This window comes from Mycoplana sp. 10N416, assembly GCF_056394765.1.
Genome location: NZ_JBFTIM010000034.1, coordinates 1 through 12,931, shown reverse-complemented (window position 1 = coordinate 12,931; position 12,931 = coordinate 1). Strand labels below are relative to the sequence as shown.

At 60.3% G+C, this 12,931-nt stretch carries 15 protein-coding genes and 2 pseudogenes; 12 read left to right on the top strand and 5 right to left on the bottom strand.

The window, feature by feature from the left end; all coding sequences use genetic code 11:
* On the top strand, positions 1 to 765 hold a 765-nt coding region (locus AC1DDS_RS25595), incomplete at its 5' end, for a 3'-5' exonuclease (protein ID WP_477481412.1).
* A 302-nt stretch (positions 766 to 1,067) separates the two neighbouring features.
* Here the strand turns inward: AC1DDS_RS25595 and AC1DDS_RS25590 are convergent.
* Positions 1,068 to 1,277, bottom strand: a complete 210-nt coding sequence (locus AC1DDS_RS25590) for a hypothetical protein (protein ID WP_310421501.1) — start codon at positions 1,275 to 1,277, stop codon at positions 1,068 to 1,070.
* A gap of 95 nt (positions 1,278 to 1,372) precedes the next feature.
* Complete coding sequence (locus AC1DDS_RS25585; protein WP_477481411.1) at positions 1,373 to 2,536, bottom strand: site-specific integrase; 1,164 nt, start codon at positions 2,534 to 2,536, stop codon at positions 1,373 to 1,375.
* An 80-nt stretch (positions 2,537 to 2,616) separates the two neighbouring features.
* On the opposite strand from AC1DDS_RS25585, the gene AC1DDS_RS25580 reads away from it, so the two are divergent.
* The 3 genes from AC1DDS_RS25580 (at position 2,617) to AC1DDS_RS25570 (ending at position 4,663) form a co-directional block, all read left to right on the top strand.
* Entirely contained in the window at positions 2,617 to 2,895 is a 279-nt protein-coding gene (locus AC1DDS_RS25580) for a type II toxin-antitoxin system Phd/YefM family antitoxin (protein ID WP_477481410.1), read from the top strand.
* Entirely contained in the window at positions 2,882 to 3,313 is a 432-nt protein-coding gene (locus tag AC1DDS_RS25575) for a plasmid maintenance toxin (PemK-like) (RefSeq protein ID WP_477481409.1), read from the top strand. The genes AC1DDS_RS25580 and AC1DDS_RS25575 overlap by 14 nt, the downstream gene beginning before the upstream one ends.
* 201 nt (positions 3,314 to 3,514) lie before the next feature.
* On the top strand, positions 3,515 to 4,663 hold the full coding sequence (locus tag AC1DDS_RS25570; protein WP_477481408.1) for an RHE_PE00001 family protein: 1,149 nt from the start codon (positions 3,515 to 3,517) through the stop codon (positions 4,661 to 4,663).
* Positions 4,664 to 4,786: 123 nt separating this feature from the next.
* Here the strand turns inward: AC1DDS_RS25570 and AC1DDS_RS25565 are convergent, their stop codons facing one another.
* Positions 4,787 to 5,119, bottom strand: coding sequence for a hypothetical protein (locus tag AC1DDS_RS25565; protein ID WP_477481407.1), 333 nt, complete (start codon positions 5,117 to 5,119; stop codon positions 4,787 to 4,789).
* Between AC1DDS_RS25565 and AC1DDS_RS25560 the strand changes: the two genes are divergently transcribed.
* From AC1DDS_RS25560 to AC1DDS_RS25540, 5 genes are all read left to right on the top strand, one after another.
* Positions 5,108 to 5,539, top strand: a complete 432-nt coding sequence (locus tag AC1DDS_RS25560) for a hypothetical protein (protein WP_477481406.1) — start codon at positions 5,108 to 5,110, stop codon at positions 5,537 to 5,539. The two genes, AC1DDS_RS25565 and AC1DDS_RS25560, sit on opposite strands and share 12 nt — an antisense overlap.
* Before the next feature lie 92 nt (positions 5,540 to 5,631).
* Positions 5,632 to 6,591 carry an ABC transporter permease gene (locus AC1DDS_RS25555; protein WP_477481405.1) on the top strand — a complete coding sequence of 320 codons (960 nt, stop codon included), beginning with the start codon at positions 5,632 to 5,634 and terminating at the stop codon, positions 6,589 to 6,591.
* Positions 6,591 to 7,418 (top strand): ABC transporter permease, encoded by an 828-nt coding sequence (locus AC1DDS_RS25550; RefSeq protein WP_477481404.1) that lies wholly within the window; start codon positions 6,591 to 6,593, stop codon positions 7,416 to 7,418. The genes AC1DDS_RS25555 and AC1DDS_RS25550 overlap by 1 nt, the downstream gene beginning before the upstream one ends.
* Before the next feature lie 3 nt (positions 7,419 to 7,421).
* Positions 7,422 to 9,056 (top strand): ABC transporter ATP-binding protein, encoded by a 1,635-nt coding sequence (locus tag AC1DDS_RS25545; protein ID WP_477481403.1) that lies wholly within the window; start codon positions 7,422 to 7,424, stop codon positions 9,054 to 9,056.
* 434 nt (positions 9,057 to 9,490) lie between these two features.
* Positions 9,491 to 10,384: an aminoglycoside phosphotransferase family protein gene (locus tag AC1DDS_RS25540; protein WP_477481413.1), complete on the top strand. Its 894-nt coding sequence runs from the start codon at positions 9,491 to 9,493 to the stop codon at positions 10,382 to 10,384.
* A 364-nt stretch (positions 10,385 to 10,748) separates the two neighbouring features.
* Here AC1DDS_RS25540 and AC1DDS_RS25535 read toward each other — a convergent pair whose 3' ends face one another.
* The gene (locus AC1DDS_RS25535; RefSeq protein ID WP_477481402.1) at positions 10,749 to 11,507 is read right to left on the bottom strand and encodes a class I SAM-dependent methyltransferase; all 759 of its coding nucleotides are present in this window, start codon (positions 11,505 to 11,507) and stop codon (positions 10,749 to 10,751) included.
* 159 nt (positions 11,508 to 11,666) lie between these two features.
* Between AC1DDS_RS25535 and AC1DDS_RS25530 the strand changes: the two genes are divergently transcribed.
* Entirely contained in the window at positions 11,667 to 11,858 is a 192-nt protein-coding gene (locus AC1DDS_RS25530) for a hypothetical protein (RefSeq protein ID WP_477481401.1), read from the top strand.
* A gap of 18 nt (positions 11,859 to 11,876) precedes the next feature.
* Here the strand turns inward: AC1DDS_RS25530 and AC1DDS_RS25525 are convergent, their stop codons facing one another.
* Positions 11,877 to 12,080, bottom strand: a complete 204-nt coding sequence (locus AC1DDS_RS25525; protein WP_272809088.1) for a cold-shock protein — start codon at positions 12,078 to 12,080, stop codon at positions 11,877 to 11,879.
* Positions 12,081 to 12,162: 82 nt separating this feature from the next.
* Here AC1DDS_RS25525 and AC1DDS_RS25520 point away from each other — a divergent pair.
* Together AC1DDS_RS25520 and AC1DDS_RS25515 are read left to right on the top strand one after the other, a co-directional pair.
* Positions 12,163 to 12,439: pseudogene (locus AC1DDS_RS25520) on the top strand (ATP dependent DNA ligase); the annotation flags it as partial.
* Positions 12,397 to 12,649: pseudogene (locus AC1DDS_RS25515) on the top strand (Tn3 family transposase); the annotation flags it as partial. The pseudogenes AC1DDS_RS25520 and AC1DDS_RS25515, both read left to right, overlap by 43 nt.
* Positions 12,650 to 12,931 lie beyond the last annotated feature (282 nt).

The following is a 12,931-nucleotide window of genomic DNA, read 5'->3' as shown; positions in this document are numbered from 1 at the left end:
CGCGGCGTCATCATCGACACCGAGACGACCGGTCTCAGTTCGCGCAAGGACGAGATCATCGAGATCGGCGCTGTTGCCTTCAGCTTCGATGAGACCGGCACGATCGGTGCGGTGACCGCCGTCTACGGCGGACTGCGGCAACCGAGCGGCCCCATCCCCGCTGACATTACCCGGCTCACCGGCATTACCGACGCGATGGTCGCGGGACAAATGATCGACCTCGATCGGCTGGAGGCGCTGATAAAGCCGGCCGACCTGATCATTGCCCATAATGCCGGCTTCGATCGGCCGTTCTGCGAGGCGCTGTCACCGGTCTTTGCCGACAAGCCCTGGGCCTGCTCGGTGTCCGAGGTGGATTGGCGGGCGCGTGGCTTTGAGGGAACGAAGCTTGGCTATCTGGTCGGCCAGGCCGGCTATTTTCATGACGGGCATCGGGCTGTCGACGATTGCTTTGCGCTTCTGGAAGTCCTCGATGGCAATGGCGAATGCCACGCCGGATCTGCGTTCGCCGAGCTGTACGAACGAAGTCAGCGTTCGCGTGTCCGGATCTTTGCGGAAAATTCTCCCTTCGACCTCAAGGATCATCTGAAGGGGAGGGGGTATCGCTGGTCCGACGGCAGCGACGGCCGCCCCAAGGCCTGGTGGACCGAGGTTTCCGACGCTGATCTCGACGACGAGCTTTGCTGGCTGCGAACCGAAATCTACCGCTACGATGCCAGCCCGCCGATGAAGCGGCTGACGGCGTTCGATCGCTTCAAGGGGTAGTCGGAGCGATGAAAGGTGTAGAGCCGTCAGCACTACCCTTGCGCTGAGGATCAGAGATCCAAATTTCCTTCGCTGCGTCCTCCGTATTCGCGCCGAGAATGCGCTCTCGATCTGAAACAGGGGATATGGTCAGTCCGACGGCAGCGATTGGACGCTCAAAAGTCTGGTGGATTGAGGCCATCGAAGTCGATCTTGAAGCGGAAACTAGCGTAGTTGCGCACCGAGATTTACCGACGCGCACGCCCACTGAAAGCGGTTAGAGTCGTCGATCGACTCGATCGTGGTTACTCTCGGCGCGGATGTTATTCCGCGTCGACCAGTCCGTCGAACACCTCGAGCAGCGTATCGACAATCGTCTGGCCCAATGCATTCGCTGCCGCGGCAATCGTCTCGTCACTGCCCTCGCGGGCGGCGAGCGCGAGATTGCCACCCTGTTCCGCGATGATGGCACTTACGCGTTCGATCGCCCATTGGGCGAAATCCGCCCGTGACTGGATGGTCGTTGTTTCCATGAACAATTCCTTTCGCGTTCAGGATCTTTTTAGGGTTTCCCGGCAATGATAGCTCCGCGGGTTTTCGGTGTTGCGTACGCGCTATCTGGCTTGACCTAGATAATCAAGCGAGCAGCCTTGCCGCGTCGGCGCTCCGGATTGTTGTAGTAGGAGGCGGCCTGGGTCAGTGACTTGTGCTGCGACTGCTGCATCGCCTCCGGTAGCGGCACGCCGCGATTGGCGGCTTCGGTCAGATAGCCTGAGCGCAGGCCGTGGGCGGAATACTTCTCCGGGTCCAACCCGGCCCTCCCGCAGCGATTCTTGAGTATCAGGTTGATTGATTGCGGCGTCAGCGCGCGGCGATCGACATTGCCCCACTGATCGATGCGACGGAACACTGGGCCGCTGTCAATCCGGGCTTCGTGCAACCAGCGCTTCAGCGCCTCCACCGGCTTGCCGATCATCAGCGACCGGGCGTCGTCGTCCGGACCGGTCGTCTTGGTGCGACCGAGGCGGATCGCCAGGCAGGGCAGGGGAGGGGAGGCCGGGTCGTCGGGCACGGCGCCGACCGGTTCTTCCGCGACCAGATCCTCGACGCGCAGATTGGCGATCTCAGAACGCCGGCGGCCGCCGGAGGCGAAAGCGGTCAGGAGGATGGCGCGATCGCGGATATCGACAAGCCGGTCGCCGGTACAGGTGGACAGCAACTGGGCGAGAACATCGGCGGTGACCGCACTGATGCTCTTGCGCTGGCGCGGCCGCCCGGTGGCGCGGGCGGCCAGCCGCAGTGCGCTCTTCAGCGACGGAGCGGAGAAGGCGCCGGAAAGCCCGCGCCAGCGCGTCAGGATCGACCAGGAGGTCAGCCGGCGTCGCACCGTTGCCGGCGCATGCGGACCCTCCGATCGCAACAGTCCCTGGCTTCGCAACCCGATTTCCACTTCCGGCGGCATTCCGTGCGCCGGATCGTCTTCGCGCCGGACGGGATCCCAGAGGTGGTGGGCGACAAACTTGAGAAGCAGCGCCTCGGGGGCGGGCCAGGGGAGAGGAGTGTCGATTGCCAGCGTACACCAGGCCTCGAGATAGGCGAGGTCGGAGGCGAGCGCGCGCAAGGTGTTCGCGCCCATGCCCTCCTTCGCTAGGTGCTTCAGCGTCGCGACGTCGTCGTCGGTCAATAGGATAGCGAGCTGGTCCCGCCGGTCGAACGGCAGGATCGCGTCGAGCGCGTCGAGTTCCTCCGCCCTTTTCAGGCGGATATCACTTGCTTCGTGGCTGTCTATCATCGAGTTCACGCCCCGCTGTCGTTCGATGTCTTGTAAAAGTTCCGGAATATACGTATTTTACGGAAAAATGGAGGTGCAGGATGACATCCACCGTAACCGCCGCCGCGGTCTCGAAGAATTTCGGGGCTTATCAGGACGCCGCCGTGCGCGAGCCGGTCATTATCACCAAGAATGGCCGCCCACGCACCGTGCTGATTGCCTATGAGGATTATCTCCGATTGGCCAGGCGTGACCGTCGTGTTGAGGCTACGACGTCCTTGAGCGACGACGACATTGCCGCGGTCGAGCAGTCCGAAATGGAGCCGGGTTTCGATCATCTCAATGCCGAACTGCTGACGGACAAGAATGCTGCCGAATGAACCGAAGGTCGGCTGGATCTTCCGCTATTCCTATCTGTGGCATTGGCAGCATCTGGAGGGCCGCGAGGAGGGAGACAAGGATCGCCCGGCGCTCGTCCTGGCCATCGTTGCGGCCCTGGAGGATGGAACACCGGTGGTCCGGGTTCTGCCGATCACGCACACGCCGCCGTCTGATGCGGCTGACGCAGTCGAGATCCCGCCGGCAACGAAGCGACGTCTCGGGCTGGACGACGAGCGCTCCTGGATCGTTCTGACGGAAAGCAACCGCTTTGTCTGGCCGGGGCCGGATATTCGGGCGCTCGACAGCGACAGCGGCTACCATGGCGCCTTGCCGCCAGCGCTGTTCGACGAGGTCAAGCGCCGTTTTGTTGCGCTGGCGCGCAGCCAGCGGCATCAGGCGACGCCGCGCAGCGCCTGATCTAACCCGCTGAAACACTACCCTTGCCATGACGCCCTCGGTTTGCTTGGCCGTGGTTTCGGGCGACTTTACCGCCTTTGCACCGCCAGATCCATCACTATCGATACATGGTACCTATCGATAGTGATGCGTAAGCTAGAGCATCATACGCAGTGAGGAACCATAACTTTCCCATAGAGTTCGTTTAGCAAATCATTTACTATGATTTCAATGCGTTACGATCTCGCCAAATTGCCCATCCAGACCCTTTTGCGGCCAATCTCGGACGCCGGGATCGTGTTCGCCCGCCTCGACGAGCGTGTGGCCCGCTCGCCGGTCGGCGCTGGCTTTCTCGAGCGCATGCATTACGCCGACGCCTGTGCCTCGCTGTGGCTCGACGGCGAACTCGTGCATCTCGAGGACCTGGTGTTGCACGATGCAACAAAAGATATTCGCACCCCGACGCATGAATTGACCATCGCCCGCGACGTGCTGCGCACCCGCCGGCGGATCGCAGCGCAGCTGCCCGGTTGGGCTCTCAGCGCTGGCGGGCTGCGGAGCCTTCGCGGGCGCAACAACGTCGGTGGATCACCGGCGGGAGGAGAGGGCGCTGGCGAGATTGGTGCGGTGGTCACGGCCGCGGAGGGTGATACGGTCCGAGCAGGGGAGGGGGAGGTTTCGTCTGTTGATCCAAATCCCTTCGACGCGGAGCTGGCCGCGATCGATGCGGTGCTGGCGCGTTCGGAAGATGTGTTGAGGAGGGCGGCCGCGCCGGCGCGATCGGCGCAGGATCGCGACCCCCTCGTGTACGATCTCGACTGGGACGAGGACGAGCGGATGGAGGAATGGCTCACTGTGGTTCGGCAGACGGATCATTTGCCGCCGGTGCTGCAGGCCGTCGTCGCGCTGGATGCCTGGAACACGCTCGAGGTGCTGCAGCACGCGCCCTGGCTCGGCCGGCACCTCGCAGCCTCGATCCTGCACCAGGCCGGGGTCACGACCGGCGCGCATCTCGCCGCCATCAACCTGGGCCTGAAAACGATCCCCGTAGACCGGCGTCGGCATCGTAGCCGAGAAGTGCGGCTGCTGGCCATTGCCGATGGGCTGATTGCGGCCGCCGAGATCGGGCTTAAGGAACACGACCGGCTGGCGCTCGCGCGAAAAATGATGGAGCGGAAGCTGCAGGGCAGGCGGGCCTCGTCAAAGCTGCCGGAGCTCGTCGATCTCGTGTTCGCGACGCCGCTTGTTCATACTGGGACGGTCACCAGGACGCTCGGGGTCACGCCGCAGGCGGCGCGGCGGATAGTTGCCGAACTCGGCCTTAGAGAGATGACGGGGAGGGGGAGGTTTCGGGCGTGGGGGATCCTATGATCAAGGTGCCCCAGGGTACTCTCAGCCCGCCTTGGGAAACGATTGGAAGTGCCAAGATAATAGTGCCACGAAGCGGAACGCGGTGTCAGTGTCGCGGCGATCCGTCCGAACGCTGTGTTAGGCTTATTTGACGGGGGCTGCTTCACCCGGCTTCGCCGTCCAGACCATATGGGTTTTGTCACCGAGTTGGGCCAGAAATTCAGCGACATCGACCGGGCAGAGATGTTTGGTCACGGAGGACATTGGGTGAAAGTCGGGGGTGTAGCTGGTAACTTGACCATGCTCATCACAAAAATGATGAGCAGCACCCGGCAACATCTCCATTGGCAATGGAACTGCGGCGTTCGGGTTGTGGAAGACGCTCACTCCTTCGATCCAATTTTCTTCGTAGCCAGCTGAGTTCACCACCACACGGAATATTTTCGGATAGACCGAGTTGGGGTTGTGATCGACCATCTGACCTTCACGGATCGCCAACACATTTTGGGAGCCAAATTTGCCGAGAATGCCAAGTCGGTTTACTGGTCGAACGTCTGGCTGGTCAAGCCGTTCTGCTGCAGCTACTGGGGCGGCCGCCCGACACCGGACTGGATGTTCTCCGCCGGCTATTCCAGGGATGCCGAATGGAACGACACGAAGTGGGACAATGAACGCTTCAACTCGCTTCTGCTCGAAGCGCGCGCCGAGATCGACCAGAACAAGCGCGCCGAAATGTATGCCGAAATGCAGCGGCTATGCCGCGATGACGGCGGTGCGCTGATCCCGATGTTCGGCAAATACGTCTTCGCCATGCGTGACAACGTTCAGCACGGCCAGCTCAGCGAAATGTGGAACCTCGACAGCCTCCACTTCGTCGAGCGCTGGTGGATGGCCTGACCATCGGGTCAACCTCTGCCGCGGGAAATCTCCTGCGGCAGAGGCTGCCGGCCATCGGCGCAAGACAGTTCTAAACAAGCCGGGGAGGCGGCATGCCACGTATCTGGGTTCTCTTGGGTGAACGACTGGCACTGGGTGTCGTTACCCTTATCGCGATTTCCGCGTTGATCTTCATCGGTGTCGAATTGCTGCCGGGCGATCTGGCGCAGCAGATCCTCGGTCAGTCGGCGACGCCGGAAACGGTCGCGGCATTCCGCAAGGAGCTCGGCCTCGATCAGCCGGCTGTTCTTCGCTACTTCCATTGGCTGGGCGGTGCCCTGCATGGCGAATTCGGCAACTCGCTGGCGAATGGCCGGCCCATCTCCGAACTCCTGTCGCTGCGCCTCGGCAACACCCTGTTTCTCGCCGGTTTCGCTGCCGCTATTTCGGTGCCCCTGGCATTGACGCTCGGCATTCTGGCAGCGCTTTACCGCAATTCGATTTTCGACCGGCTTTGCAACATCGCCGCTTTGATCTGCGTCTCCCTGCCGGAGTTCTTCGTCGCCTATGTTCTGATCCTTGTCTTTGCCGTGCGCATGGCGCTCTTCCCTTCGCTTTCCGCCGTAGATGCGGCAATGCCGCTCGGTGAGCTTGTCTATCGGTCGTTCCTGCCGGCACTCACCCTCGTTCTTGTTGTCGTGGCACACATGATGCGCATGACCCGCGCCGCCATCATCAACGTTCTTGCCAGCCCCTATATCGAAATGGCGCGGCTGAAAGGAATGGGGCGGCTGCGCGTGATCCTCTTCCATGCGCTGCCGAATGCGCTGGCGCCGATCATCAATGTCGTCGCGCTGAACCTTGCCTATCTGGTTGTCGGGGTCGTGGTGGTCGAGGTGGTCTTCGTCTATCCGGGCCTCGGCCAACTGTTCGTCGATGCGGTGACCCATCGGGACGTCATGGTCGTGCAATCGGTAGGCCTGCTTTTCGCTGCGGCCTACATCCTGCTCAACCTGATCGCGGACCTGCTGTCCATTCTCAGCAATCCGCGCATCCTGAATGGAGAAGGCTGATGGTTGGCTTTTTCCGACTGTTGAACACGGCTCCGCTGGCGGCGCGTTTTGGTATGGCCGTGATATTGCTGATCGCTATCGTTGCGGTTTTCGCGCCTGTCATTGCGCCCTATGGCGAGACCGCCGTTGTGGGCGCGCAATATGAGCCGTGGGGCGGCGACTATCTTCTCGGCACGGACAATCTCGGGCGCGACATGTTCTCGCGGCTTGTCTACGGTACGCGCAACACCGTCGGCCTTGCCCTCCTGACGACGATCATCGCCTTCACGGTTGGATCCGTCCTCGGCATTCTCGCCGCGCTTCAGGGGCGTATGACCGATCGAATTCTTTCCAGGACCATCGACGTGATCATGGCCATTCCGTCCCTGATCCTCGCGCTCATGCTGCTGACCATCGTCGGAACGTCGATTGTCAGCATGATTCTGGTGATCGCGTTGATCTATGTCGCACCGGTGTTCCGACTGGCCCGTGCTTCGGCGCAAACCGTCGTCGTCATGGATTATGTGCAGGCAGCGCGGCTGCGCGGTGAGCGGCTGCCGTGGCTGGTCCTGCGGGAGATTTTGCCGAACATCGCCTCGACGCTCGTTGCCGAGTTCGGTCTCCGCTTCTGTTTTGTGTTCCTCTTCATTGCCGCCCTGTCGTTCCTCGGTCTCGGCATCCAGCCGCCGACGGCGGATTGGGGGTCAATGCTCAGGGAAAACGCTACGCTGATTTCCTTCGGCGACGTCACGCCGCTCCTGCCTGCCGCGGCCATCGCGCTTCTGACCGTCTCCATCAATTTTGTCATCGACTGGATGCTGCACCGGGCCAGCGGATTGAAGGACTAAGCCATGACTGACAACACCGAGGCCGGTTCCCGTCTCCTGACCATCCGCAATCTGGTGGTTGAAGGCCGCTCGTCCGACGGCTGGATCAAGCTTGTCGATGGCATCAATCTCGATCTGGTGCGTGGCGAGGTACTGGGACTCATCGGGGAATCCGGCGCGGGCAAGTCGACGCTCGGCCTTGCTGCCATGGGGTTTGCGCGCGACGGGTGCCGCGTTGCTGGGGGCTCGATCGATTTCGACGGCATCGATCTCGTCAACTCTGGCGAAGCCGTGCGGAGGGAACTGAGAGGAAAACGCATCGCCTATGTGGCGCAGTCTGCCGCCGCCTCCTTCAACCCGGCGCACAAGCTGATCGTCCAGCACTGTGAGGCGCCTGTCGTCAAAAAGGTGATGTCGCGCGCAAAGGCGATGGAAGACGCCATCGACCTGTACCGACGCATGCGCCTGCCTCAGCCCGAGGAGATCGGCCTCCGCTATCCGCATCAGGTGTCGGGCGGTCAGTTACAGCGCGCCATGACGGCCATGGCGCTGGCATGCCGGCCCGACCTGATCATATTCGACGAACCGACGACCGCGCTCGACGTCACCACCCAGATCGAGGTACTCACGACCATCCGGGATATCGTCGCGCAATTCGGCACGGCCGCCATCTATATCAGCCACGACCTCGCCGTCGTGGCGCAGATGGCGAACCGGATCACGGTTCTCAAGAGCGGCAAGGAGGTGGAGACGGCCGCTACGCGGACGATGCTGTCCGATCCGAAAGAAGATTACACGAAGTCCCTGTGGTCCGTCCGGACTCTGGATCACACACGCCCGGCGGAGCGGCCTTCCGAACAGCCGATCCTGAGCGTGCGCAATATCGATGCCTCATACGGCGTCCTGAAGGTGCTCGACGATATTTCGCTCGATATTCATGCCGGTCGGACGATCGCGGTGGTCGGAGAATCCGGGTCCGGAAAGTCGACGACGGCGCGCGTCATCAGCGGTGTGGTCAACCCATCGAGCGGCGAGCTTCTCTTTGAGGGCCGGCGCCTGTCGCCGGACTACCGCACGCGCTCGCGCGAGGACCTGCGCCACATTCAGATGATCTACCAGATGCCCGATACGGCGCTGAACCCAAAACAGCGCATCCGGGACATTGTCGGCCGTCCCCTCGAATTCTATCTCGGCATAAAAGGCCTTGAACGAGACAGGCGCGTTGCCGAGCTTTTGCAGCAGATCGAACTCGACCCGGCGAAGTACATGAACCGATTGCCCACGGAGCTTTCCGGTGGTCAGAAGCAGCGGATAGGAATCGCACGCGCGCTTGCTGCGGAACCGAAGCTGATAATTTGCGATGAAGTGACATCCGCGCTCGATCAGCTTGTGGCTGCCGGCATACTGAAACTGCTGGCGAAAATCCAGAAGGACCGGAATCTGGCGCTGTTGTTCATCACGCACGATCTTGCCACGGTAAAGGCTGTTGGGGATGAAGTGGTCGTGATGCAGCACGGGAAAATTGCAGAGTCTGGCAATGTTGGCGACGTCTTCGCGCGCCCGAAGAGCCTATACACAAAACGGCTTCTCCAATCCGTGCCGGAGATGGACCCGGACTGGCTCGCGCGCCTGCAGGCGTCAGCCACCGGCTCCTTGTAGCGACCGGCAAATGGCAAAGGGCATTTCGATAGCGCTCGGACGTCGGGCCCATGCTGCACCATATCACTACGGAACGAGGTCCAAGTCGTCAGGGCAACAACGTTGCCTTCTGACCGAGAGGCACCGACCTTGGAACCAGATGAGGCTCTATGATAGCGCTATACGCTGACTATATCGCGAATTTGAGGGCGTTGTTTTCCGAGTTGAATCGCCGTTCTGAAAACTTTCAAACCTTCAATGTTCGGCTGGAGTTGGCCGTAGCCGGTGGCCTTATCGTCTACGAGACGAAAAGGCGCAAATGCCCGCACGCGTGTGTCGCTGCTTACAGATGGACAGCAGACATAATAGGAAAGGCCTGACGGGACGCATCGTTGCCTGTCAGGCTTACCCCCAGTAATAGACGCTGACAGCCGCTCGGAGGTATCAGCAGCGTGATGCACAGCGATCAGGTTCACATCGACGTTGATATCGTTCGCGAGATGATCTCTGACCAATTCCCAGAATATTGCCACAAGCAGGTCTTGCGACTTGATACGACCGGTACGGTCAATGCAATTTTCCGGATCGGATCGAGTGTTGCGGCAAGGTTTCCACTCCGGGCAGCGGACCCAATCGAGTGCATGCTTGGCCTACGCAAGGAAGCCGCGGCGATGGCGGAGTTCGCCGATCACTCTCCGTTTGCTGCACCTCGATCGATCGGGTTCGGTCGACCCGGACCGAACTATCCGATGCCTTGGACGGTGCAGAGTTGGATAGAGGGTGACGTTGCCACGCCAGACGGCCTCGCGGCCTCGACGGCCTTCGCGCTCGACATTGCCAGCCTCGTCGGGTCACTGCGCGCGGCGAGCACAATGGACCGCCGCTTTGATGGGCAAGGAAGAGGTGGCAATCTTACTGACCATGATGATTGGATGTCGATCTGTTTCAAAAACAGTGAGGGCCTTCTCGACGTGTCCAGGCTCCGTCGCACGTGGACCCGACTGCGTGAGCTACCCTTTTCTGGGTCTGACGTTATGAGCCACGGTGACCTAATTCCGGCCAACCTGCTCGTGCGAGGTGAGCACCTTATTGGTGTACTTGACTGCGGCAGCTTTGGACCAGCAGACCCCGCTCTTGACCTTGTCGCCGTCTGGCACCTGCTCGATCAGGATCGGCGTGCAACCGTGCGCACCTATCTTCGATCAAGTGAAGTCGAGTGGAAACGCGGAGCGGCATGGGCATTCCAACAGGCAATGGGCTTAGTTTGGTATTACCGCAGCAGTAACCCTGTCATGAGCGCACTTGGCCGTAGCACTCTCGCACGCATTCTCGATGATCCGGAAATATGAACGGTCGATCTTTGTTCGGAGAATACCAGTTTCAGCTTTCACACGTGCGAGCCTCCTGGTGACAAAGTGAATGGATCGGTCTTTGAACGCCGCAATGTGCTGCGAACACGGTGAAAAATGTCCGCAATTGGCCCAAAACGCCGGTGGCAGTTCATGCTGAGCTGGGTTGGACTAAATGTCCCCGATCTGCCAAAAGCCCTGAGGACGCGACTGCCGTTATCTTTAGATCGGGGTCGGGCAACCGATTGACGTCACGTTGCTGCCGCGAGATCACGCCGGCCGTCCCACCTTCTTGACCGTTCGAGACCAGCCTGACTCACTGCCCATTGCGGACATTCAGGGCAACTGAGAAACGCATCTTGGTTTATTTGGGACGCAGCGCCTCGAAACTGATGATCTCGTCGTCCTTGTGCGGTGCTCTTCCATGCTGGTAGTTGCCTGACACCACTACATCGACAAAGCCTGTGCGCTGCAGCGCCATCACGAACTCTTCAACGCCCCACCACCGCAACTTAAACAAATCGAGTTCGGTTTTCACAAGGTTTCCATCTCGCCAGAGTTCATAGCGGAGATGGGTTAGTGTGGTCTGCGCGACATAGTCGGTTTCAATCCGATGATCTGAGAGTGTGAGCAGATCTCCATGCTCTGTTGTCCAACGCCGAACCGAACCGGTCGGCCCAAGAAAACTGCCTATGGGATCGAGGTCTATTATCAATTTTGCGCCGGGAACCAGATAATCATAAAACCGCCTCAGCACAGCGGTCGCCGATGTCGTATCCGTGACCAACTGAAACGACCCCGCCGGGATGATGATGGCACCAAAGCTTTTGCTATAGGAGAACTCTTCGAATGTCTGTCGTGTCACGCTCGCGGGAAGATTCCTCTTCCTGCATTCATCTTGGCAGTAACCAAGCATCTCGTCAGATGCATCGAACCCCTCTATCAAAAATCCGGACTCGAGCAGCGGCACATAAACACGACCGTTGCCGACAGCAGGTTCCAGGATCGGACCTTCGGATTCCCCAAGGCGTTGCTGATAATATTCCACATCGCCGAATGAACGCCCGACCGGTTTATCCAGATTATAGACCCAAGAAGCCAGTCTTCCATAACGATTGTTCATTGCAGCCTCGTAGATTGACTTTGTCGCGACGCTTTCGCCATACGCGAAATGGACTGCCATATAATTAAAGGAAACGATCCTCACCAGCCTTAAGTGGCCATATATGGGGCGGAAACGGACCTGCGCAGCGACCGCTCTTGGCGCAAAGCGGACGTGGCAATGACCCAAAACCGGATGAGAGCGATACCGAAAGAAGAAAGCGAATGGTTGGCGCGCTCGGTGCTCGGGGTCTCCGATCGTTCCGCCCATGAGGTATTCCAAGCGGCGGCAAAGAGAGGGAAAGGTTTCGGCGCGCTCTGGATCGCTCCTTTGCCGGAGAACCCGATCCGCTTAGGCGGCGGCAGCAAATAACCGCCGCACGCCGTCCGATCAGATCGCGCGAACGTTTTCCGCCTTCGACTTGCCGGTCTTCCGGTCCTGGCCAAGGTCATAGCTGACCTTCGAGCCGTCCCGCAGCGGGCCACCCGACAGCACTCCCGAGACATGGACAAATACATCCTGCCCGCCATCGTCGGGCGTGATGAAACCAAAGCCCTTGTCCTGATTGAAAAATTTAACAGTGCCCGTCGCCATATGATCCTCGTGAACTGAGCGGCCCTCTGCCGCCGGCGCAGCATATTCAGCATGCCGGGCGCCTGCAACCAAGCATCTGCGATCAACGACGAATGGCAAATTCCGATCGCTGCTTGGTCGGTGTTCATCGCGGCGATCATTTCGTGTATGTCGGTCGTGTCGGTACACGCTACGGTGCCAAGAAGGTCGAGACGCTTCTACCGAAGCTGAAAGCGATGGAAGCGGACAAGTCTCCCTTTACCGGCGTAGGGGAGCCGAAGAAGGAAAAGAAGGTCGTTTGGCTGAAGCCCGAGCTGGTCGCCGAAATCGAGTTCGCCGGCTGGAGTGCGGATCCGGCCTCAACAAGGGCGAGGCGGCGCATAAACTCAAGCGCGCGGTCGTTTGAAAAACGGGCGGTCGCGCACTTACGCAGCGCACGTCGTCAGATTCGGGATCATCTGCTCAAGCACGTCTCGCCGTTGAGTTGGGAACACATAAACTTGAACGGCATCTACAGCTGGAACACCGAGCACCAGATGCCTGAAGGATTCCGGCCCGGCCGCTTTTGTAGTGGCGCGGCAGGAGGTTGAGTATCTCCTCGAGCGTGGCGGTGTTGTCATGGTGGAATGCCTGAATTGTGGCCCCGCGGGCAGTTCGCACGGGAGAGGCGGAAGTGGGAAGGGGCGGTGTGCCCTGACCAAGCGCGATCTTCAGCGGTGACGACGCGCGACTTTCGTCAGGCTGCGTCGGAAAAGACGAGGTGGGTGGAGGGCTCGGCCAGCGCCAGGAAAGCCAAGAGATCCTCGCGCGAGAGCGCAGCGCAGCCCGCCGTGGGCGTGTAGTCGGGCCGGGCGATATGCAGGAAGATCGCA

What these genes read in the sequence shown, in the direction of transcription:
- AC1DDS_RS25590 (WP_310421501.1), bottom strand. Translation starts at nt 1,277, where the DNA reads ATGGAAACAACGACCATCCAGTCACGGGCGGATTTCGCCCAATGGGCG.
- AC1DDS_RS25585 (WP_477481411.1), bottom strand. Translation starts at nt 2,536, where the DNA reads ATGATAGACAGCCACGAAGCAAGTGATATCCGCCTGAAAAGGGCGGAG.
- AC1DDS_RS25580 (WP_477481410.1), top strand. Translation starts at nt 2,617, where the DNA reads ATGACATCCACCGTAACCGCCGCCGCGGTCTCGAAGAATTTCGGGGCT.
- AC1DDS_RS25575 (WP_477481409.1), top strand. Translation starts at nt 2,882, where the DNA reads ATGCTGCCGAATGAACCGAAGGTCGGCTGGATCTTCCGCTATTCCTAT.
- AC1DDS_RS25570 (WP_477481408.1), top strand. Translation starts at nt 3,515, where the DNA reads ATGATTTCAATGCGTTACGATCTCGCCAAATTGCCCATCCAGACCCTT.
- AC1DDS_RS25565 (WP_477481407.1), bottom strand. Translation starts at nt 5,119, where the DNA reads ATGGTCGATCACAACCCCAACTCGGTCTATCCGAAAATATTCCGTGTG.
- AC1DDS_RS25555 (WP_477481405.1), top strand. Translation starts at nt 5,632, where the DNA reads ATGCCACGTATCTGGGTTCTCTTGGGTGAACGACTGGCACTGGGTGTC.
- AC1DDS_RS25550 (WP_477481404.1), top strand. Translation starts at nt 6,591, where the DNA reads ATGGTTGGCTTTTTCCGACTGTTGAACACGGCTCCGCTGGCGGCGCGT.
- AC1DDS_RS25545 (WP_477481403.1), top strand. Translation starts at nt 7,422, where the DNA reads ATGACTGACAACACCGAGGCCGGTTCCCGTCTCCTGACCATCCGCAAT.
- AC1DDS_RS25540 (WP_477481413.1), top strand. Translation starts at nt 9,491, where the DNA reads ATGCACAGCGATCAGGTTCACATCGACGTTGATATCGTTCGCGAGATG.
- AC1DDS_RS25535 (WP_477481402.1), bottom strand. Translation starts at nt 11,507, where the DNA reads ATGAACAATCGTTATGGAAGACTGGCTTCTTGGGTCTATAATCTGGAT.
- AC1DDS_RS25530 (WP_477481401.1), top strand. Translation starts at nt 11,667, where the DNA reads ATGACCCAAAACCGGATGAGAGCGATACCGAAAGAAGAAAGCGAATGG.
- AC1DDS_RS25525 (WP_272809088.1), bottom strand. Translation starts at nt 12,080, where the DNA reads ATGGCGACGGGCACTGTTAAATTTTTCAATCAGGACAAGGGCTTTGGT.